This window comes from Actinoallomurus oryzae, assembly GCF_039541955.1.
Classification (GTDB): domain Bacteria; phylum Actinomycetota; class Actinomycetes; order Streptosporangiales; family Streptosporangiaceae; genus Actinoallomurus; species Actinoallomurus oryzae.
On record NZ_BAABHF010000040.1, the window covers coordinates 25,912 to 44,577 of the forward strand.

The window sequence follows — 18,666 nt, forward strand, 5'->3', positions numbered from 1 at the left end:
CCTCATGTCTGAACCAGTGGAAGCGGTGCTGTTCGACTTCTCCGGAACCCTCATGGTGGCCGGCCCGTCCGACCGGTGGCTGGCCGGGTTGCTCGCGGACGCCGGGATCGAGCTGACGGAGGCGGAGATCCACGAGTGGGCCCGGCGGCTGGAAAGATCCGGCGGGCTGCCGGGCGGGAACTTTCCGGCGGACATCCCCGAGGAGATCCGTGCCACCTGGGAGCGACGTGATCTCGAGGCCGCCGCGCACCGGGGCGCGTACACCTGGCTGATCCGCCACTCCGGCTGGCCGTGGCCCGAACTGGCCGACGCCGTGTACGAGAGCCGCACGCTGCCCGAGGCCTGGACGCCCTACCCCGACACGCTCCCCACCCTGCGCGCGTTGACGGAGCACGGGATCCGCACGGCCGTGGTCAGCAACATCGGCTGGGACCCGCGACCCGTGCTCGCCGCCCACGGAGTCGCCGCCCTGTTCGACACCGTCCTGCTGTCGTACGAGGAGGGCCACTGCAAGCCCGACCCCGTGCTGTTCAAGACCGCCTGCGCGCGCCTGGACGCCGATCCCGCCCGTACGCTCATGGTGGGCGATAACCGGCGGGCCGACGGCGGCGCCGAGGCGATCGGCGTCCGCACGTTCTTCGTCGACCCGCTTCCGGCGCACGAACGCCCCGAGGGGTTCGCGCCGCTGCTCGCTGAGGCCCTCAGCCGAGCGCCGCGGCGCGATGCTCCTGCGGGCTGACCCCCCGCTCACGTTTGAAGGCGGCGCTGAGCGCGAACGCGCTGCCGTAGCCGACCCGCCGCGCGACCGCCGCGACCGTGGCGTCCGGCTCGCGCAGCAGGTCGGCGGCCAGCGCCAGGCGCAGGTCGGTGAGGTACGTCATCGGCGGCTCGCCGACCAGGTCGCTGAACCGCCGGGCCAGCGCGGCCCGTGAGACGCCCGTCCGCGCCGCCAGCGCGGCCACGGTCCACGGGTGAGCCGGCTCGTCGTGCAGCAGCCGCAGCGCCGCGCCGACCACCGGGTCGCCCTGCGCGCGGTACCAGCCCGGCACCTCGGCCTCCGGGCGGGAGAACCACGCCCGCAGGACGGCGGTGAGCAGCAGGTCCAGCAACCGGTCGAGCAGCGCCTGCTGGCCCGGCGCGTCGCGGTGCAGCTCCTCCCCCAGCAACGGCAGCAGCGGGGAGTCCCAGTCCTCGGCGGGCAGGACGATGCGCTGCGGCAGCACCCGCGACAGCCGCCCGTTGATCTCGCCCTCGAACTCATAGACGCCGGTGAACAGCGTGGTGGCCCCGGCTTCGTCATCCGTACGGTCGCCCCAGGTCCGCAGGCCGAGTGCCATGGCCGCGGACAGCGACTCCCCCTCCGGCGTGGTGCAGCACTGCCCGGGGTGGATGACGACCCGGGGCGGCGTGGCCGGATGGTCGGCGACCGTGTACGGGTGGGGACCGCGGATGACCGCGACGTCGCCGGGCCGGAGACGTACGGCGGCGTCGTCGTCGGGCACCAGCCACGCCTCGCCGCGCACGACCGACGCCACGGTCAGCGGCGCCCGGTCCTCGATCCGCAGCGACCACGGGGGTGTCAGGATCGACCGCAGCAGGAACGCGTCGCGGGCCCTCGGCCCGTCGAGTATGCGCGCGAGCGGGTCCATGCGCTCACTTTAGAGGTCGCGTCGGCAGGTGCTCGTCAGCGGCGTCGTCCGGGGCGGTCGGCCCGGCGGTGGGTGCTCCCGGATCCGTACCGCGGCCTGGTAGCACCCCCAGTGGCCGGGTCGCGCCCGAGAAGCGCGACGAGCCCGCCGAACCGACGAGAATTCAGTGAGGCGGCCATATCATTCGGTTGGGGAACTGCGGCAACGGACGCTCTCGCTGGCGCGGCAGAACGACGGGGAACTGCTGAGCGCGGTCGACCCCGCCGAGGCGGCGGCCCTGCACCGGGCCCTGAGCCGGATCGCCGCCGCGACCGGCCTCATTCCGAAGTGACGCGCACAAGCGGAAGATCACCTGTCGACGTGGCCGCTCAACGGACCGCCGGGTAGCCCGCGCACGGGATGACCTCCCTGGACGCACGGACATGCGCGTGAGCGTCTCGCCCATGGCCGCGGCGGCGCGGCCGGCGGTTCACTGAGCGGCATGAAGATTTTGACGGGAGTCTCCGCGACCGCGACGCTGCTGTTCGCCGCCGCACTGGCCGGCGTCTTCTTCGCCTACTCGATATCGGTGATGATCGGGCTCGACGCCGTCAAGCCGGGCCAGGCCATCGCCGCGATGCGCGCCATCAACGTGAAGATCCAAAATCCCCTGTTCCTCATGGCGTTCCTGCTGATGCCGGTCGCGGGCGCCGTCACGGGCGTGCTGCTGCTCGTCCTCGGGCAGCGCACGGCGGGCCTGCTGTTCCTCGCCGCGGCGGCGGTCTACGTCCTGGGGACGCTCGTGCCGAGCTTCGCGGTCAACATCCCGATGAACGACGCGCTGGACGCCGCCCGGCCGTCGGCCGGGGAACTGGCGCGCGTCTGGTCCGACTACTCCTCCCGGTGGACCGCGTGGAACCACGTACGTACGCTGTCGAGCCTGCTCAGCGTGCTCTTCATCGGCGCGGGCCTGTTCATCTGGGGCCGTGGCGCCTGAGGTGGACCGCCAGGCCGCCGGCGCCCGGCTCCAGTTCGGGGCGCAGCTCCATCGTCCGCGTGTAGTCGCCGCCCGCCAGCGGCCGGTACGCGATCGGCTCGTCGGTGAACAGGCCGCGCAGCCGCTCCGCGTACGCCTCGGTGACCGCGGCGAACCTGGCGTCGCTCACCTCGATGGAGTCCCAGACGGCGAACGGCGGCAGCACGTCCATGCCGGTGTAGTAGAGGAGCCCGTGCTGGATCGGGAACAGCAGTTCGTCCAGGCTGCCGTGGACGCCGCGGGCAGAGAACGACCGTTCGGCGGCGCCGATGGTCAGTGACACCATGGCCCGGCGGCCGGCGAGCGTGCCGTCGCCGTAGAGGGCCCGGCCCTTCGTGCCCACGCCGTACCCGAACCCGTGCGTGAAGACGCGGTCCACCCAGCCCTTGAGCACGGCCGGCATCGAGAACCACCACATCGGGAACTGCAGGATGAGCGCGTCGGACCACAGCAGCTTGTCCTGCTCCGCGGCGATCTCCGGCGCCAGGCGCCCCTCGGCGTACGCGCGGCCGGAGGCACCGATCACGTCGAGCCGCTCGTCCGGGGCGTGGCCGGGGAAGTCCCCGGCCCCGACGGCGGGCCGCCAACGCATGGCGTACAGGTCGGAGACGCGGACGTCATGGCCGGCGCTGCGCAGCTCGGTGGCGGCGAACGCGGTGAGCGCGCCGTTGAGCGAGCGCGGCTCGGGGTGTGCGGTGACGATGAGAACGTTCATGTATCCCGTTGTCGCGCCGCGCGGCGCGCGGAACCAGTACCCGGCGTTTCCATCGGCGTCGGTGTCCTGGTATTCACAGGGCCAGGTTCAACGTGCGCGAAGTGCACATACTGAAGAGCATGGATGACGACGGCCGGGAGCTCGGCGCGTTCCTGCGCTCACGCCGAGCACGGGTGGCCCCCGACAGCGTGGGGATCACGGTGGGCACGCGCCGCCGCGTGCCGGGCCTGCGGCGGGAGGAGCTGGCGCAGCTCGCCGGGATCAGCGTCGACTACTACGTACGGCTGGAGCAGGGACGCGCGACGCAGCCGTCCCCGGAGATCCTCGACGCGCTCGCGGACGTGCTCGGCCTCGGCCGTACCGAACGCGAGCACCTGCGCGCGCTGACCGGGGCGCCGCGGAAGGTCCGCCGGTCGTCGCGGCGGCGCCCGGAGCGGGTCCGGCCGGAGCTGCAGCGGCTCCTCGACGCGATGTACGGCCTGCCGGCCCTGATCACCGGGCACCGCCAGGACATCCTGGCCTGGAACCGGCTGGGCTCGGAGCTGTTCGGCGGGCTCGGCGATGGCCGCCGCGACCACAACAACGCGCGTTACCTGTTCCTGGACCCGGCCTCGCGGGAGACCTTCCCCGACTGGGAACAGCGCGCGCGGGAGACCGTGGCGGTGCTGCGGCTCGCCGCGGGCCGGCACGCCGACGACGAGCGGCTGCGCGAGCTGGTCGGGGAGCTCTCGGTGCGCAGCGAGGACTTCGGCGCGCTGTGGGCGTCCGCCGACGTGATGGTGTGCGGCAGCGGCACCAAGCGCTTCCGCCATCCGGCGGTCGGAGAGCTGACCCTGCGCTATGAGACCCTCCAGCTCCCGGTCTCCGCGGGCCAGGCGGGCCAGGAGCTGCACGTGTACAACGCCGGCGAGGACGGCGGTGCCGAGGAGGCCCTGCGGCTCCTCGGCACGTGGACGGCCTCGCCGCGCTGACCCGTCGCTCGCCGGCCGCGGGCGCGGAACGCGGCGGCCTTGGCGTGGTTCTGGCAGGTGGTGGAGCAGGGCCGTTTGCGCTGGTGACAGGCGTGCCGTCGTGGATCATCGCCTCGCGACGGTAACCGTGACGCCGCCGGACACGCTTTGGGCACCACCGCGCCGGGCGGTCGTTCGGGTCGTCACGGTCAGGGTCGCCGGTCCGACGGGCGCGCCGGCGGGTGGAGTGACCGTCCACGTGACCGGGATCGGATCGCCCGGGGCCAGTTGCCCGCCGCCTACCGAGGGTTGGCTCACAGTCCAGCCGGCGGGCGAGCGTAGCCGCAGCGCCTGATAGTCGACCGGTTCGCGGGTGGTGTTGTAGAGGGTCGCGGTGACGGTGAACGGGGTGCCTGCGACCACGCTGGTAGGTGCAGTGGCGTACAGGCTCGGGGTGCGGCGCATCGACGCGTTCAGCGAACGCGCGGTCCCACGCAGCCCGGGATAGGTCTCGAGCATCTCGATGGCGTACCAGCCGGCGTGTTCCTGGTTGCCCGGGTCGGTGACCCGCAGGTTCTCGTCGGAGTCGAGGATCCACCCCTCGGAGATCGGCTGTGTCTCGTCCGGGTAGTAATGGCGCAGGAACGCGTCCAGTGCCGAAATGCGGTCCTGGTTACGGTTCTCCTGGTCGAAGCGCCATTCCCAGGCCAGTCCCTTGGTGAGCACCCAGTCGTTGTGGCCGGTGAAAGCGTAGTCATGCATCGAGGACGGCATCTGCACGCCGGACCAGTCCCTGCTCTCGTGGGTGAGGTAGGCCCGCAGTGTGTCGGCCATGGTCTGCGTGTCCAAGGCGTACCAGTCGACCGCGATCGGGGCGAGGTTGGCGAAGGAGTAGCCGGGGTGGAAACGGTTGCCTTCGGTGACCTCGTACTTCTCGCCGTAGATCCGCTTTCCGTCAACGGTGGTCACGAGGTTGGTGTCGATGCCCCGCTCGATCTGTTCGGAGATCGACTGCCATCGCCTGGCGTCGGCCGGATCCCCGAGGCGATCAGCGATCGGGGTGAGTTCGTGCAACGCCTGGGAGGTGAAGACGTTCGTCAGCAGGTCATAGGTGTTGTGATAGCCCTCGTCGTCGAGGATCGGGTTGCGGATCAGGTCCAGGCTCGCGTCGAGGTAGCCGGGTGTGTCGAGGTAGTAGTTGGCGTAGCGGCGCACGTAGGGCCAGGTCTCGGCGACGAAGGCCCGGTCGCTCGGGTTGGCCCGCACGTAGCGGGCCCAGACCAGAAGCACACTGTAGGCCTGGTCGGTCTCGTCGTACATGTCGTAGCCGGAGATGTTGAAATCGGTGACCCGCTCCCGGTAGGAAAGCGTGCCGTCCGCGGCTCCGCGCCAGGTCACCGAGCCTGGCGGGGTGTCCGGCGCTTCAAGCCGCAGCGAGTAACCACCCGCCGGTGGGCTGCTGAACAGCGGCGGCAGGAACCGCAGCGTCACCCAGCCGCCGCCGGCCGGGATCTGCGAGACGGCAATGCTGGTGGTATCCACGACCTGGGCATCCGGGCCGGTACCGGCGAGCAGTGTCGCGCGCACCGTCCCACGCGCTTGGGAGGTTCTGTCCAGCCACACGTCGGTGGCGGTGACCAGGCCGGGCGCCGGAATCGGTTGCGTTGCCTGCGCGCGGGGTCCCCGGAAACTCACCGTCGGGGCGGAGACGTCTGTCTGCTCACCGGCAGCGGCCAGCGTGTCCGACTCCTGGTAGATCCGGTGCGGCATCCGTGCCTGCCCCGACGCCGCGCTGTATCGGAAGATATAACGCAGGATCGCTCGCGCCTTCGCGTCGTCTCCACCCAGCAGCAGCGCCAGCGCGTTGACGGAGGAATCCCGCGTGTACATCGCCGCGTAGTAGCCCGCCAGCGACGTTGGCGCGTACCCGCGCGCCGTGACCCGCTCGGCAAGACTGCGATACGTGCTGTCGAACAGGGCCACTTCATGGCCTGGCGGCAGGCCGCTCGCCTCTGGTGCGGCCGGCGTGCCGGTCGCACCAGAGGCGGGCGAGGCGCCGAAGCCCGTCACCGCGACCGCTGCGGCGAATGCGCAGGCGGCGGCGGTCACACGGCGGATCCAGCGGCGGGTGGGGGGATCGGTCTCGACCGGAAGCATCCGCACCTTCCCGATGGTCAGGCACTCCCGTGGAGAAGTGATGTTCAGCCGCTGCCGAAGCCGATTCTTGAAAGAGGCCGGCAACACGGTCCAGTGGAACAAGTGCATCGTTCACCCTCCTCCAGGCGTGAGCATTCGCGCCTTTCGCCGGTAGGTTGCGCTTAAAGTTCCATGCAACCGGTTGCACGTCAAGGCCCATTCGATGTGACATAAAGGTGCCGCAGGTAAAACAGGTCCACGACGTCGGGGCCCGCGAGCGCCCCGGCCGGCATCACCGGCCGCGGGCGCGGAACGCGGCGGTCTTGACGCGGTTCTGGCAGGCGGTGGAGCAGAACCGGCGGGTGCCGTTGCGGGAGGTGTCGACGTAGACGCGGTCGCAGTGCGGCGCCGTGCACACGCCCAGCCGGTCGTGGAACTCACTGCCGAGCACCACCGCCAGGCCGGTCGCGCAGCCGGCCACCCAGTCGGTGGACACGGTGCCGCCGGCGCCGTGGAAGTGCAGATGCCAGGGCTCGCCGTCGTGGCGGTTCAGGTGGGGGCGCGCGTGGGTCACGTCGAGCAGGTGGTTGACCTGGTGGGCGGCGGCGTCGATGTCGCCGTCGGCGACCGCGGTGAAGACCGCGCGCAGCTCGACGGCCATCTCGGCGAGGACCGTGGTGTCCTGCTCGCCGAGGTCGCCGGCGCCGATCTCGATGAGGGCCGTACGCCGCGCCTCACCGACCGGCGGGGTGTACGGGCGACCCCGCCGCTCTCCTTCGGTGAGCGTGTTCACCAGACCGACGGCGATGCCGACGACCAGATCCATGTGACTGTTGAAATTCACTTGACCAGTTACACCGCTTCATCTAGTTTGTGACTGTCGAAATCTTCGACGACAGTTACAGGAGTCGCACATGCTCACAACCACAGTGGCACAGGCATGGATCTCCCGCTGGGACCGCCAGCAGGAGGGCTACCTGCCCGACCGCGAGGAGCGCTTCACCGCGCTGATCGACGCGGTCGAGGCCGGCGCCGGACGGCCGGACCCGCTCGTCCTCGACCTCGGTTGCGGGCCCGGCTCGCTGTCCGCCCGGCTGCTCGACCGCATACCGGAGGCCACCGTCGTCGCGATCGACACCGACCCGCTCCTGCTCGCGCTCGGCCGGGGCGCCCACTCCGGCCGGATGGCGCTGCGGTTCGCCGACCACGACCTGGGCACACCGGGCTGGGCGGCCGCGCTCGAGCTGGGCCGTCCGGCCGACGCGGCGGTCAGCACCACCGCGCTGCACTGGCTGCCCGAGCCCGCCCTCCGCACCGCGTACACCGAGCTGGCGTCGGCGCTGCGGCCGGGCGGACTGTTCCTCAACGGCGACCACCTCGACGCCGGCGAGCCCACGTTGCGGCGGCTCGAACGCGCCCTGGCCGACCGCGCCACGCATCGCCGGTTCGGCGACGACAGGCCCGAGGACTGGCGGCAGTGGTGGGACGCCGCCGCGGCGGATCCGGCGCTGGCCGCGCTCGCCCCGGACCGTTCGGCCGCCGCCGGGCACCACGGCTCGGAGTCCGGCACGCTGGCGGCGCACGTCGCGGCACTCCACGACGCGGGGTTCGGCGAGGTCGGCACGCTCTGGCAGCACGGGAACAACCGCGTCCTCTGCGCCGTCCGCAGCTGACCACACGACGCGCCGGCCGGCGCCGCGCGTCCGATACGATGATCGCGATCCGCGTGCTCCCCGAGAACGACGTCGCAGAACGGGAGCCCGCCGCGGTTCGCGGCGGCGGAGGGGCGACAACCGTTGTTCGCATGCCCTTCCGGAGGTTCTTCCATGAACGTGGGTCTCGGCCTGCCGATCACCGATCCGCCGTCGCTGCTGTCGTGGGCGCGGCGCGCCGACGCCGGCCCCTTCTCGACGCTCGGCCTGCTCGACCGTCTCGTGTACGCCAATCCCGAGCCGCTCGTGACGCTCGCCGCCCTCGCCGGAGCCACGACGCGCATCCGCCTGCAGACCGAGGTGCTCCTCGGCCCGCTGCGCGAGACGGCGCTCCTCGCCAAGCAGACCGCGACGCTGGACCTGATGTCCGGTGGCCGCTTCACGCTCGGCGTCGGCGTCGGCGGCCGGGCCGACGACCACCTCGCGGCCGGCACCGACATCCGTACGCGCGGACGCCGTCTGGACGCGCAGCTCGCGACCCTGCGGCGGGTCTGGTCGGGAGAGCCGTACGGCCAGGGCGCCGGTCCGATCGGCCCGGCGCCCGCCCGCGAGGGCGGCCCGGAGGTGCTCATCGGCGCCTTCGCCCCGGCCGCCCTCGAACGCGTCGCCCGCTGGGGCGACGGCTACCTGTGCGCGTCGCCGCCCGCGATGGCCGACGGGCTGTTCCGCAGCGTGGAGCGCTCCTGGTCGGCGGCGGGCCGCGCCGGACGGCCGCGTCTGGTCGCCCAGGTCAACGTCGCGCTCGGCCCGGAGAGCACGATCGAGGACGCCCGGGAGGCGATGGGCGCCTATTACGCGTTCCTCGACGACCCCGGGTGGGTCGGCCTGCTCACCACGCCACGGCAGGTCCACGACGCGCTCACCGCGTTCACCGACCTGGGCGCGGACGAGGTGGTGCTGTACTGCTGGGCCCGCGACGCCGACCAGATCGACCGGCTCGCCGACGTGCTGTAGCCGTACGGGGGGGGCGGGCGGCTCACACGTGCCAGGTGCCGTCACGGCGGGTCAGCAGGTCACGGGTCAACAGCAGGCGCCGGTCCGCCGCCCGCCAGACGCGCTCGACGCCGCCGGCGAGCGCGTCCGTCCCTCCATCGACGTCGCTGCCGGTGACCATGAGCACGTCCCGCGTGGGCACCGCGGCGATCAGATCGCCGGGGATCTGCGGGTCGAGTTGGTCCCACAGCCAGGGCACCAGCAGCAGGCTCGCTTCGAGGTCTCCGTCGAGCACGAACCCGACGCCCCCCGGAATCTGCCTGATCTCCGGCTTCGGACGGCGCCGGGTGAGGTTGTGCACCGCGAGAGAGCGCAGTTCTTCCAGCTGAACACCGAGGTCGCCGCAGCCGCTCTCATTGACGTACTGGAACATGTCCGGCAGGTCCAGCACGTAAGCGACGAACAGGTCACCCACCAGGTGTTCCATGACCGGAGGGTCCGGCAGGGAGACCGGGTCGCCGGACGGCGGCTCGGCTCGCTTGATGAGAGGCAGGACCAACGAGGAGTCCCGCGGCGAGGCCTCGGGGGTCTTCCCGTCGCTCGTGACGTTCATCCGGCGCTCCGTTCGTCCGGGTCGCCGTGTCGCGACCGGGCGAACCCTAACGGACCGGGTCCCGTCGCGCACCGCCCGTCGCGTCGCTCGGCGCACGCCGCGTCCGCCGGGTTCGCGGAGACGATACGGCTCCCGGCGGCAGCCGGCGGATGAGCTGTTATGACCTGTGAAGTTCCCAGCCGAAGCCGGCGAGGTTTCCAGCGCTCCTCGGCGTTGCGAGGACTGCGACGTCTCGGGCAGGAGGCACGATCGATCGACGTGGTCTGCGCGTCAGTTCACGGCCAGGGCGCGTTCGAGCGCGGCTCGGCCTGCCGGTTCCCACGTCGGTTTGCCCCCGGGGAGACCGAGCCTGCCGTTGCGTCCGATGCTGATCAGGTGCAGCGCCGCACGACCACGTTCGCGGGATGCAGATCGCCGTGCAGCCAGGTCGGCGCCCCGCCCCACGCGGGCGCCGCGACGGCCTTCTCCCAGATCTCTCGGGCGGCATCGGCGCTCGCGTCGCCGGCCACGACCTCCACGCCCTGGTGAACCCGTCCCGTATCCCCGCCGGCGGGATGCCGCGCGTGGAGCCGGCCGGGGCTTCCGCGGGGCCCGCCGATGCAGGGCCCGGAGAAAACCCGCGAGGGTCTCGGCCGCGTCGGCGCGGGTGATCGGCGCTCGGTCCGCCGGCTCGCCCTCGACCCAGCGCATGATCGTCCAGGTGTGCCCGAACAGGGCCGAAGGTTCGCCGACGCGCACCGGGGCGGGCGTCGGCAGCGGCAGGCGCTCGGCCAGAACGGGCGGCCACTTCTGCTCGGTGCGCAGCAGAGCCGGGGCGCGCTCGGTGCGCGGCAGGCGCACGGCCGGCTCCGCCCCGAGGCGCCACTGCTGGTTGTCCCAGCCACCGACGACATCGCGGAGTTCGAGGTCGGCGAGATCCGGATGCTGTTCCCGCAGCAGCGCTCGTACCAGGTCCTGCTCGAACCCGGGCTCGTCCATGGATGAGCCTCCGATCGCCGGCGTCTGCCTGGGAAGCCAGCACCCACGAACTTGATTTAGCTCGAACCTTTGTTCGATGATGGTCGCGTGAGTGAGCTATCGACGCAGGTCACAGAGGGATTGTCGACTCTGTCACGACCTGCGTTGGTGCCGGTGCTGCCCGTGTTGCACGAGGTGGTTCCCGAGGGTGGGCTGCGGCCGGGGTCGGTCACCGTGGTCGAGGGTTCGCCCGCTCTCGCCCTGGCGTTGACGGCCGGTCTGGAGGAGCGGTGGTGTGCCGTCGTCGGGCTGCCGGAGGCGCACATTCCCGCCGCCGCGTCGATGGGGGGCGACCCGATGAGGGTTCTGCTCGTGGACGATCCGGGCCGGCGGTGGGCCGACGTCGTCGCGGCGCTGACCGACGGCTGCGCGCTGGTGCTCACCCGGCCCCCGGACCGGCCGGCCCCTCAGGTGGTGCGCCGGCTGACCGCGCTGGCCCGCCGTAACGGGTGCGCGCTGGTCGTGACCGGGCCCTGGGAGGGGGCGAACCTCCGGCTCCGCGTCGAGGAGGGGCACTGGTCCGGGCTCGGCACCGGCACCGGGCACCTGCGCGGCCGCCGTGCCCTGGTGGTCTCCTCGGGCCGCGGCGCCGCGGGTCCCGGCCGGCGGGTCTGGCTCTGGCTCCCCGCGCCGGACGGCACCGTCGCCCCCGCCGCGGAGATCCCGGAGGCGATCCCGGAGACACCGTCCCGCGCCCCGGTGGCGGTGGCCGGGTGATTCCGCCGCGCGCTCTCGTGGTCTGGTGTCCCGACTGGCCGGTCACCGCGATCGGACTGGACGCCGCCACCCCCGCCGCCGTCGTCTCCGGCGCCCAGGTCGAGGCGTGCTCGGCGGCGGCGCGCGCCTCGGGTGTACGGCGCGGGCAGCGGGTGCGGGACGCGCAGCGGCACTGCCCCGAGCTCGTCGTACGCGACCGGGACACCGACGCCGAGGGGCGGCTCTTCGAGTCGGTGGCGGCGGCCGTCTCCGGCGTCACCCCGTGGGTCGAGGTCGTACGCCCGGGGATCTGCGCGATCCCGGTTCGCGGCGCGGCCCGCTACCACGGCGGCGGTACGACGGGGGCCGGCGACGAGGAGTCGCTGCGGGTCCACGTGCAGGACACCGTCGTCGAGCAGGGCTTCGACTGCGGTGCGGGCATCGCCGACGGCCTGTTCGCGGCGGAGCTGGCGGCGCGGGCCGGTGAGGGCGGCGTCGTCGTGCCCCCGGGCGGGACACCCGCCTTCCTCGCCCCGTACCCGGTGAGCGTCCTCGGCCGGCCCGAGCTCACCGGCCTGCTCTCCCGGCTCGGCATCCGCACGCTCGGCGCGTTCGCGGCACTGCCGGTACGCGACGTGACGGCTCGTTTCGGCGTCGACGAGATACGGGCGCACCGGCTGGCCCGCGGGCTGTACCCCCGGCCGCCGGCCCCGCGGCCGCCGCTCGCCGACCTGAGCGTGTCGACGGAGTTCGACCCGCCCGCCGTGGCCGCCGAACAGGTCGTCTTCGCCGCCAAGTCCCTCGCCGAACGGCTGCATGAGGCGCTCGCCGCCGAGGCGCTGACCTGCGTCCGCGTCGGGGTCGAGGTGACCGGCGCCGACGGCCGTACGCTGACCCGGCTCTGGCGGCACGACGGGGCGCTGTCCGCCCTCGCCGTCGCCGAACGGGTCCGCTGGCAGCTCTCGTCCTGGGAGACCCAGGGCGAGGACGGCCAGGAGGGCGGCGTCGTGCTGCTGCGGCTCCTGCCCGACCAGCTCGTCGCCGACGACGGACGGCAGGAGGCCCTGTGGGGTGAGGCCACGGTCTCCGACCAGATCGCCCGCGCCGCGGCGCGGGTCCAGGCGATGCTCGGCCACCAGGCGATCACCCGGCCGTTCCCGGCCGGCGGGCGCGGGCCGGGCGAACGCGTCGTCCGGGTGCCCTTCGGCGACCTGCCGCCGGAACCGGCCGCCGAGGGGCCGTGGCCGGGCCGCGTCCCCGACCCGCCGCCGGCCGTCGTCCACCCCGAGCCGCTGCCCGCGACGGTGACCGACGCCGACGGCTCGCCCGTCCTGGTGGACGCCCGGTGCGCGGTGTCCGCGCCGCCGCACGAGGTGGAGATCGCCGGGCGCCGTCACCTGGTGACGGCGTGGGCGGGCCCCTGGCCGGCCCGCGAACGCTGGTGGGACCCGGCCCGCGCGCACCGCCGGGCCCGGTTCCAGGTCGTCACCGGCGACGACCGGGCCCACCTGCTCGTCTTCGAGGGCGGCCACTGGCACGTCGAAGCCGGATACGCGTAGGGGATCCGAATGGGCTGGAGCGACCCCGATGAGTGAGCGGAGTGGACGGGCGAGGAACGAGCTCGTCCGCGGAGCGAACGAAGAGGGCGAGTGACCCAATGAACTGGAGCGAACGAAGAGGGCGAGTGACCCGATGGGCTGGAACAACCCGGACATTCCGTGGCGGGAGTTCGAGCGGCGGTTGTCGTGGGGCGGCCGTGAGCCGAAGGCGGCCGCGCCGCCGCCGGTGGTTCCGGCGCGGCGGCGTGAAGGCCCAGGCGGCTGGGCGGAGCTGCACTGTCACTCCTCCTACAGCTTCCTCGACGGCGCCTCCAGCCCCCGCGAGCTGATCGACGAGGCGATCCGGCTCGACGTGGAGGCCGTGGCCGTGACCGACCACGACGGCATGTACGGGGCGGTGCAGCTCAAGGAGGCCGCCAAGGGCACCGGCGTCGGCACGATCTTCGGCGCGGAGCTGAGCCTCGACCTGCCGGCGAAACAGGGCGAGCCCGACCCCGGTGGGCGGCACCTGCTGGTGCTGGCCCGGGACGCCGAGGGGTACGGGCGGCTGAGCGGCGCGATCAGCCGCGCGCAGCTCGCCGGTGGCGAGAAGGGCAGGCCGGTCTACGACCTGGCCGACCTGGCGGACGCGCACGGCGGGCACTGGGCGGTGCTCACCGGCTGCCGCAAGAGCCTGGTGCACGGCGGCGACGACCGGGAGGCGGGGCTGCGCACGCTGATCGAGATGTTCGGGCGGGAGAACGTCTACGCCGAGCTGATCGACCACGACCAGCCCCTGGACGACGCGCGCAACGACGCCCTGTACGACCTCGCGGAAAGGCACAGGATCGGCGTCGTCGCCTCGAACAACGTGCACTACGCCGCGCCGAAGGACGCGTCGCTCGCCGAGGCGCTCGCCGCCGTACGCGCCCGTCGGGGGCTGGACGACCTGGAGTCCTGGCTGCCGGCCACGGGCACCGCGCACCTGCGGTCGGCGCGGGAGATGCGGGCGCGGACGGCGCGGTTCCCCGGTGTGGTCGAGCGCACCGTCGAGCTGGCCCGGTCCTGCGTCTTCGACCTGAAACTGGTCGCGCCCGACCTGCCGGACTGGCTCGTGCCCGAGGGACACACCGAGTCGACCTGGCTGCGGCACCTCGTCGCCGAGGGCGCCGCCGAGCGGTACGGGCCCCGGCGGCGGGCGCGCCGGGCGTACCGGCAGATCGACGAGGAGCTGAACGTCATCGACGGCCTCGGCTTCCCCGGCTACTTCCTGATCGTCCAGGAGATCGTGGAGTTCTGCCGCGACGCCGACATCCTGTGCCAGGGCCGCGGCTCGGCGGCCAACTCCGCGGTCTGTTTCGCCCTCGGCATCACCGGGGTCGACGCGGTCAAGCACAACCTGCTGTTCGAGCGGTTCCTGTCGCCCGGCCGCGACGGGCCGCCCGACATCGACCTGGACATCGAGCACCGCCGCCGCGAGGAGGTCATCCAGCACGTCTATGAGAAGTACGGCCGGGACCGCGCCGCGCAGGTCGCCAACGTGATCAGCTACCGGCCCCGCATGGCCGTACGCGACGCGGCGCGCGCCCTCGGCTTCTCCCCCGGCCAGCAGGACGCCTGGTCGCGGCAGCTCTCCCCGCACGAGCCGCTGCCGCCGGACGGCATCCCGGAGGCGGTCACCGCGCTGGCCGACCGGATGCAGCGCCTGCCGCGTCACCTCGGTATCCACTCGGGCGGCATGGTCATCTGCGACCGGCCGATCGGGGAGGTCTGCCCGGTCGAGTGGGCCCGCATGCCGGGCCGCACCGTGCTGCAGTGGGACAAGGACGACTGCGCCGCCGAGGGACTGGTCAAGTTCGATCTGCTCGGGCTCGGCATGCTGTCGGTGCTGCACGACACGTTCGACCTCGTGGCCGCCTTCCACGACCGCCGCTTCGACCTGCACAACATCCCCGAAGAGGACCCCGACGTGTACGCCATGCTGCGCGACGCCGACACGGTCGGGGTGTTCCAGGTCGAGTCGCGCGCCCAGATGGCCACGCTCCCCCGGCTCAAGCCCGACCGCTTCTACGACCTGGTCGTGGAGGTCGCGCTGATCCGGCCCGGGCCGATCCAGGGCGGGTCGGTCCATCCGTACCTGCGCCGCCGGAGCGGGCAGGAGCCGCCCGACATCCCGCACCCGCTCATGCGGAACGCCCTGTCGCGCACCATGGGCGTGCCGCTGTTCCAGGAGCAGATGATGCAGCTCGCCGTGGACTGCGCGGGGTTCACCCCGGCGGAGTCGGACGCGCTGCGGCAGGCGATGAGCGCCAAGCGCGCGCCCGAGCGCATCGAGAAGCTCCGCGAACGCCTGCTGACCGGCATGGCCGAGCGCGGCATCTCCGGTGAGATCGCCGAGGAGGTCTACACCAAGATCCTCGGTTTCGCGAGCTTCGGCTTCCCCGAGTCGCACGCGCAGAGCTTCGCCCATCTCGTGTACGCCAGCGCGTACCTCAAACGGCACTACCCCGCGGCGTTCACCGCGGCGCTGCTGGCCAACCAGCCGATGGGCTTCTACGCTCCGCAGACCCTGATCGGCGACGCGCGGAGGCACGGGGTCCGCGTCCTCGGCGTGGACGTGAACGCGAGCGCGGCCAAGGCGACGCTCGAGGGCCCGTACGCCCCCGCCGGCGGGTCCCCGCACTCGCCCTCCGCCGAGCAGCCTGCGGTCCGGGTGGGCCTGGAGTACGTACGGGGCCTCGGGGCCGAGGGCGCGGAACGGATCGCCGCCGGACGGCCGTACGAGAGCCTGGAGGACCTGGTCCGGCGGGTGCCGCTGCCCACCGCGGCCCTGGAGGCCCTCGCCACCGCGGGTGCGTTCGGCTGCTTCGGCCTCGGCCGCCGTGAGGCGCTGTGGGCGGCGGGCGCGCTCTCGCGCGGTGCCACTCCCCCGGCCTCGTCGTCCTGGCGCGCCGAACGGCTGCCGGGCACGACGCCGGGCACGTCCGCTCCCGAACTGCCCGCCATGACCCCGATCGAGGAGACCATCGCCGACCTGTGGGCCACCGGCACGGCGGGGCATCACCCGATCGCCCACGTACGGCATCTGCTCGATGAGCGCGACGTGGTCCCCCTGGGCGCACTCGCCGACGTACCCGGCGAGACGAACATCGTGGTCGCCGGCGTGGTGACCCACCGGCAGCGCCCGGGGACGGCGGGTGGGGTGATCTTCTTCAACCTGGAGGACGAGACCGGGATGGCCAACGTCGTCTGCCGCCCCCAGATCTGGGAGCGCTACCGGACCATGGCCTTCCAGGCCCAGGCGATGATCGTCCACGCGCGTCTCGAACGCCACGACGGCGCCACGAATCTGGTCGCCACCCGCCTGCGACGCCTCCCCGTGACCACGATGACACGCAGCCGCGACTTCCGATAAGACCACTTTCAAGAAATCGCCATTTCGGTAGGGTGCAACTGGGTGGCGAGCGGATGGCATCACCGGTTCGTGGGCCAGGACGCGACGGATCGCCGGGTCAGCCAGGTCGTCCGGAAGGACGTCAACGGCTGTTACGCCGCGCGCATTGAGATGAAGGCGCCGGACGGGCAGTGGGTGAGCAAACCAACCGAGAACTCATTCTTTCCCGACAACTGGACGCCCCAGTATGTCGCGCACACCATTCACGAGGCCTTTGCCAACGGGCATCCCATCCCCAATACCAGAAACCGCTGAGAGGGTTCGCCAACGGCGTGTCGATCCAGGGAGAGTCCTGGCAGGGCAACTCCTGGGGTGTCCGCATCACGCCTCGCGGGCTGTACCTGCAGGACTGGTCCGAGAACTACCCGCTCGACACCGCCCATGACGTGATGATCAAGTACTGGATGTTCCTCACCGCCGGGTCGCCGAACGAAGCGACCGCCGAGGTGAACGAGTGGGAGGCGAAGGCCGGGCGCGCGCACCCGTGCCGTCCCCACCTGTAGACAGGGCCCGCGACCCGGCATTACGCGCGCTTGGGGTTCGCTCCGGGGCTCCGGGAAATCACCTCCGGTTGACAGTGCTCACACGAGACGGTGCTCACACGAGACGGTGCTGACCACGAGACAGTGCTCACCGACGAGCCGGAGGTGCGGTGTGACGACCGACGGCCGGCATCCGCATCCGGGCCCGCCCGTCGCCGGCCGGCCCGCCGACGCGGTGCCTCCGGGGGCGCCGCCCCTGCCCGCGTGGGAGGAACGCCTGCGGGAGCAGCTCGAGATCGGCGGCCTGTGGACCCGCGACACCCGTGGCCCGTCGTACGCGCGGCTCAGGCCGTACGGACCGCGCACGACACCCGGCTTCCCCGTCCACCCGGATCTGGAGGAGCGGCTGCTGTGCGCCCCACGGCACCCAGACCCCGTCATCGCCCACGTCCTGGCCACCTGCGCGGCCTACGCCTACGCCGGCGCCGAGACCGTCTCGATGATCATGGCGCGGATGGGCCTGGAGCAGAACCACTGCCGGATGATCGGCACGTCGGTCGACGCGATGTTCGTCCGGTCCACCGCGTTCCTCGTGCAGAGCGCGAGCGGACGGGTCGCGATCCTGTGCTACCGGGGCACCCCGCCGACGGACGGCATCGCCTGGATGACCGACGCCGACGTCCAGCCGGAGCGGATGCCGTACCGGTTCGGCGACCCGCGCGCCACCGTGCACGCCGGCTTCTACCGCAACGTACGGGCGACGCGCTATGAGGTCCTGGCCGCGTTGAAGCGTGCCTGCCGGGGCCGCTCGGTGCGCGCCCTCCTCCCCGACGAGCCGGACGTCGCGCGCATGGCCGAGTTGGAGGCGCTGTACGTCACCGGTCACAGCCTCGGCGGTGCGATGGCCGCGATGATGGCGGTCATGCTCCGGCACGAGCGCAAGTTCCGTGACGAGGACGACGTGGCCGGCCGGCTCCGGGCCGTCTACACGTACGGCCAGCCCATGATCGGCGACCCCCGCTTCGCCCGCGCCTGCGAGGCGGACCCGTTCCTCGCCCGCGAGGTGATCCGTTACGTCTACGACAACGACGTCGTCCCGCATCTCCCGCCCAGGACCGCCGGGCCGTACCGCCACTTCGGCCGCGAGTACCGATACGAGGTGCCGCACCTGCGCCACGGGGTGCTGGGCCTGTCGCGCCACCTCGGCCACGCGTACGACGTCCACCGCGGCGCCCTGCGCGAGCACACCCGCTTCGCCGGGCAGGCGGCCACCTTCCTCGGCGGCCTCGGCCTGGCCGCCCTGGCCTTCGCCGGCAGCCGGGTCCGGCCGCTGGGCGCGCTGCCCGTGGTGTACTCCTTCGAGGACCACGGGCCACAGCACTACATCGCCGCCGTGACACCGCCCGGCGTACAGAACGAGTTCGGCGACTGACGCGGTCGTCGCTTGCCGGGCGGGCGGTCAGGCCGGGCCGTCCTGAACTCCCTGGCGTTGTAGGTGATCCGGTTCGCGGAGAACGGGCACCTAGGCGCGGGCGTTCCACCAGTTCAGCATGATCTAGAGAGTCATCCGGGCTTGGGGACGCCGTGTCGGCGTGAAATGATCTGCGGCCGGGGCTGGGCTGTGTGTCCGGTGTGTCCTTGCGTTTCGAGCGCGTTAGCGAGTCTGCGGCCGGGGGCGGTAATGGGTTACGTCCTGTTACCAGGAGTACGCCGACCAGATTCGTCGGTTCCTATCTCGCTCCCCGGCCTGGCCCCA

General features: G+C 72.4%; 18 protein-coding genes and 1 pseudogene. 12 read left to right on the plus strand and 7 right to left on the minus strand.

Annotated elements, in window-relative coordinates; translation table 11 throughout:
• Positions 1 to 4: 4 nt before the first annotated feature.
• On the plus strand, positions 5 to 739 hold the full coding sequence (locus ABEA10_RS32065; RefSeq protein ID WP_345470305.1) for an HAD family hydrolase: 735 nt from the start codon (positions 5 to 7) through the stop codon (positions 737 to 739).
• Here the strand turns inward: ABEA10_RS32065 and ABEA10_RS32070 are convergent.
• Positions 702 to 1,649 carry an AraC family transcriptional regulator gene (locus tag ABEA10_RS32070; RefSeq protein WP_345470306.1) on the minus strand — a complete coding sequence of 316 codons (948 nt, stop codon included), beginning with the start codon at positions 1,647 to 1,649 and terminating at the stop codon, positions 702 to 704. The genes ABEA10_RS32065 and ABEA10_RS32070 overlap by 38 nt on opposite strands.
• A gap of 166 nt (positions 1,650 to 1,815) precedes the next feature.
• Here ABEA10_RS32070 and ABEA10_RS32075 point away from each other — a divergent pair, with 166 nt between their 5' ends.
• Positions 1,816 to 1,980: a hypothetical protein gene (locus tag ABEA10_RS32075; RefSeq protein WP_345470308.1), complete on the plus strand. Its 165-nt coding sequence runs from the start codon at positions 1,816 to 1,818 to the stop codon at positions 1,978 to 1,980.
• Between the two features lie 150 nt (positions 1,981 to 2,130).
• On the plus strand, positions 2,131 to 2,625 hold the full coding sequence (locus tag ABEA10_RS32080) for an anthrone oxygenase family protein (protein ID WP_345470310.1): 495 nt from the start codon (positions 2,131 to 2,133) through the stop codon (positions 2,623 to 2,625).
• Here ABEA10_RS32080 and ABEA10_RS32085 read toward each other — a convergent pair.
• Positions 2,603 to 3,379, minus strand: coding sequence for an NAD(P)H-dependent oxidoreductase (locus ABEA10_RS32085; protein ID WP_345470312.1), 777 nt, complete (start codon positions 3,377 to 3,379; stop codon positions 2,603 to 2,605). The two genes, ABEA10_RS32080 and ABEA10_RS32085, sit on opposite strands and share 23 nt — an antisense overlap.
• A gap of 119 nt (positions 3,380 to 3,498) precedes the next feature.
• Between ABEA10_RS32085 and ABEA10_RS32090 the strand changes: the two genes are divergently transcribed.
• Positions 3,499 to 4,350: a helix-turn-helix transcriptional regulator gene (locus tag ABEA10_RS32090; RefSeq protein ID WP_345470314.1), complete on the plus strand. Its 852-nt coding sequence runs from the start codon at positions 3,499 to 3,501 to the stop codon at positions 4,348 to 4,350.
• Positions 4,351 to 4,455: 105 nt separating this feature from the next.
• Here ABEA10_RS32090 and ABEA10_RS32095 read toward each other — a convergent pair whose 3' ends face one another.
• Together ABEA10_RS32095 and ABEA10_RS32100 are read right to left on the minus strand one after the other, a co-directional pair.
• A complete protein-coding gene (locus ABEA10_RS32095; protein ID WP_345470315.1) occupies positions 4,456 to 6,594 on the minus strand; it encodes an NEW3 domain-containing protein in 2,139 nt (712 codons plus the stop codon).
• Between the two features lie 163 nt (positions 6,595 to 6,757).
• Positions 6,758 to 7,291 (minus strand): CGNR zinc finger domain-containing protein, encoded by a 534-nt coding sequence (locus ABEA10_RS32100; protein ID WP_345470316.1) that lies wholly within the window; start codon positions 7,289 to 7,291, stop codon positions 6,758 to 6,760.
• Positions 7,292 to 7,379: 88 nt separating this feature from the next.
• Between ABEA10_RS32100 and ABEA10_RS32105 the strand changes: the two genes are divergently transcribed.
• Positions 7,380 to 8,138 carry a class I SAM-dependent methyltransferase gene (locus ABEA10_RS32105; RefSeq protein ID WP_345470317.1) on the plus strand — a complete coding sequence of 253 codons (759 nt, stop codon included), beginning with the start codon at positions 7,380 to 7,382 and terminating at the stop codon, positions 8,136 to 8,138.
• Positions 8,139 to 8,291: 153 nt separating this feature from the next.
• Positions 8,292 to 9,131: an LLM class flavin-dependent oxidoreductase gene (locus ABEA10_RS32110; RefSeq protein WP_345470319.1), complete on the plus strand. Its 840-nt coding sequence runs from the start codon at positions 8,292 to 8,294 to the stop codon at positions 9,129 to 9,131.
• Positions 9,132 to 9,153: 22 nt separating this feature from the next.
• Here ABEA10_RS32110 and ABEA10_RS32115 read toward each other — a convergent pair whose 3' ends face one another.
• The 3 genes and pseudogenes from ABEA10_RS32115 to ABEA10_RS32125 form a co-directional block, all read right to left on the minus strand.
• Complete coding sequence (locus ABEA10_RS32115; RefSeq protein WP_345470321.1) at positions 9,154 to 9,723, minus strand: DUF1444 family protein; 570 nt, start codon at positions 9,721 to 9,723, stop codon at positions 9,154 to 9,156.
• Positions 9,724 to 10,094: 371 nt separating this feature from the next.
• Positions 10,095 to 10,241 (minus strand): phosphotransferase, encoded by a 147-nt coding sequence (locus tag ABEA10_RS32120; protein ID WP_345470461.1) that lies wholly within the window; start codon positions 10,239 to 10,241, stop codon positions 10,095 to 10,097.
• Positions 10,242 to 10,338: 97 nt separating this feature from the next.
• A pseudogene (locus tag ABEA10_RS32125) lies at positions 10,339 to 10,701 on the minus strand (phosphotransferase); the annotation flags it as partial.
• A 162-nt stretch (positions 10,702 to 10,863) separates the two neighbouring features.
• Between ABEA10_RS32125 and ABEA10_RS32130 the strand changes: the two are divergent.
• The 6 genes from ABEA10_RS32130 (at position 10,864) to ABEA10_RS32155 (ending at position 18,342) form a co-directional block, all read left to right on the plus strand.
• Positions 10,864 to 11,457 carry a hypothetical protein gene (locus tag ABEA10_RS32130; protein WP_345470323.1) on the plus strand — a complete coding sequence of 198 codons (594 nt, stop codon included), beginning with the start codon at positions 10,864 to 10,866 and terminating at the stop codon, positions 11,455 to 11,457.
• Positions 11,454 to 12,995, plus strand: a complete 1,542-nt coding sequence (locus ABEA10_RS32135) for a DNA polymerase Y family protein (RefSeq protein ID WP_345470324.1) — start codon at positions 11,454 to 11,456, stop codon at positions 12,993 to 12,995. The genes ABEA10_RS32130 and ABEA10_RS32135 overlap by 4 nt, the downstream gene beginning before the upstream one ends.
• Before the next feature lie 133 nt (positions 12,996 to 13,128).
• Positions 13,129 to 16,389, plus strand: coding sequence for an error-prone DNA polymerase (locus ABEA10_RS32140; RefSeq protein WP_345470326.1), 3,261 nt, complete (start codon positions 13,129 to 13,131; stop codon positions 16,387 to 16,389).
• A 42-nt stretch (positions 16,390 to 16,431) separates the two neighbouring features.
• Positions 16,432 to 16,683 carry an EndoU domain-containing protein gene (locus tag ABEA10_RS32145; protein WP_345470328.1) on the plus strand — a complete coding sequence of 84 codons (252 nt, stop codon included), beginning with the start codon at positions 16,432 to 16,434 and terminating at the stop codon, positions 16,681 to 16,683.
• Positions 16,684 to 16,700: 17 nt separating this feature from the next.
• Positions 16,701 to 16,931: a hypothetical protein gene (locus tag ABEA10_RS32150; protein WP_345470329.1), complete on the plus strand. Its 231-nt coding sequence runs from the start codon at positions 16,701 to 16,703 to the stop codon at positions 16,929 to 16,931.
• A gap of 151 nt (positions 16,932 to 17,082) precedes the next feature.
• Positions 17,083 to 18,342, plus strand: coding sequence for a lipase family protein (locus ABEA10_RS32155; RefSeq protein ID WP_345470331.1), 1,260 nt, complete (start codon positions 17,083 to 17,085; stop codon positions 18,340 to 18,342).
• Positions 18,343 to 18,666: the final 324 nt, after the last annotated feature.

Bases quoted from the DNA above. Each gene is read 5' to 3' on its own strand.
- ABEA10_RS32140 (WP_345470326.1), top strand. From the start codon at position 13,129: ATGGGCTGGAACAACCCGGACATTCCGTGGCGGGAGTTCGAGCGGCGG.
- ABEA10_RS32070 (WP_345470306.1), bottom strand. From the start codon at position 1,649: ATGGACCCGCTCGCGCGCATACTCGACGGGCCGAGGGCCCGCGACGCG.
- ABEA10_RS32090 (WP_345470314.1), top strand. From the start codon at position 3,499: ATGGATGACGACGGCCGGGAGCTCGGCGCGTTCCTGCGCTCACGCCGA.
- ABEA10_RS32095 (WP_345470315.1), bottom strand. From the start codon at position 6,594: ATGCACTTGTTCCACTGGACCGTGTTGCCGGCCTCTTTCAAGAATCGG.
- ABEA10_RS32100 (WP_345470316.1), bottom strand. From the start codon at position 7,291: ATGGATCTGGTCGTCGGCATCGCCGTCGGTCTGGTGAACACGCTCACC.
- ABEA10_RS32085 (WP_345470312.1), bottom strand. From the start codon at position 3,379: ATGAACGTTCTCATCGTCACCGCACACCCCGAGCCGCGCTCGCTCAAC.
- ABEA10_RS32065 (WP_345470305.1), top strand. From the start codon at position 5: ATGTCTGAACCAGTGGAAGCGGTGCTGTTCGACTTCTCCGGAACCCTC.
- ABEA10_RS32080 (WP_345470310.1), top strand. From the start codon at position 2,131: ATGAAGATTTTGACGGGAGTCTCCGCGACCGCGACGCTGCTGTTCGCC.
- ABEA10_RS32115 (WP_345470321.1), bottom strand. From the start codon at position 9,723: ATGAACGTCACGAGCGACGGGAAGACCCCCGAGGCCTCGCCGCGGGAC.
- ABEA10_RS32105 (WP_345470317.1), top strand. From the start codon at position 7,380: ATGCTCACAACCACAGTGGCACAGGCATGGATCTCCCGCTGGGACCGC.
- ABEA10_RS32110 (WP_345470319.1), top strand. From the start codon at position 8,292: ATGAACGTGGGTCTCGGCCTGCCGATCACCGATCCGCCGTCGCTGCTG.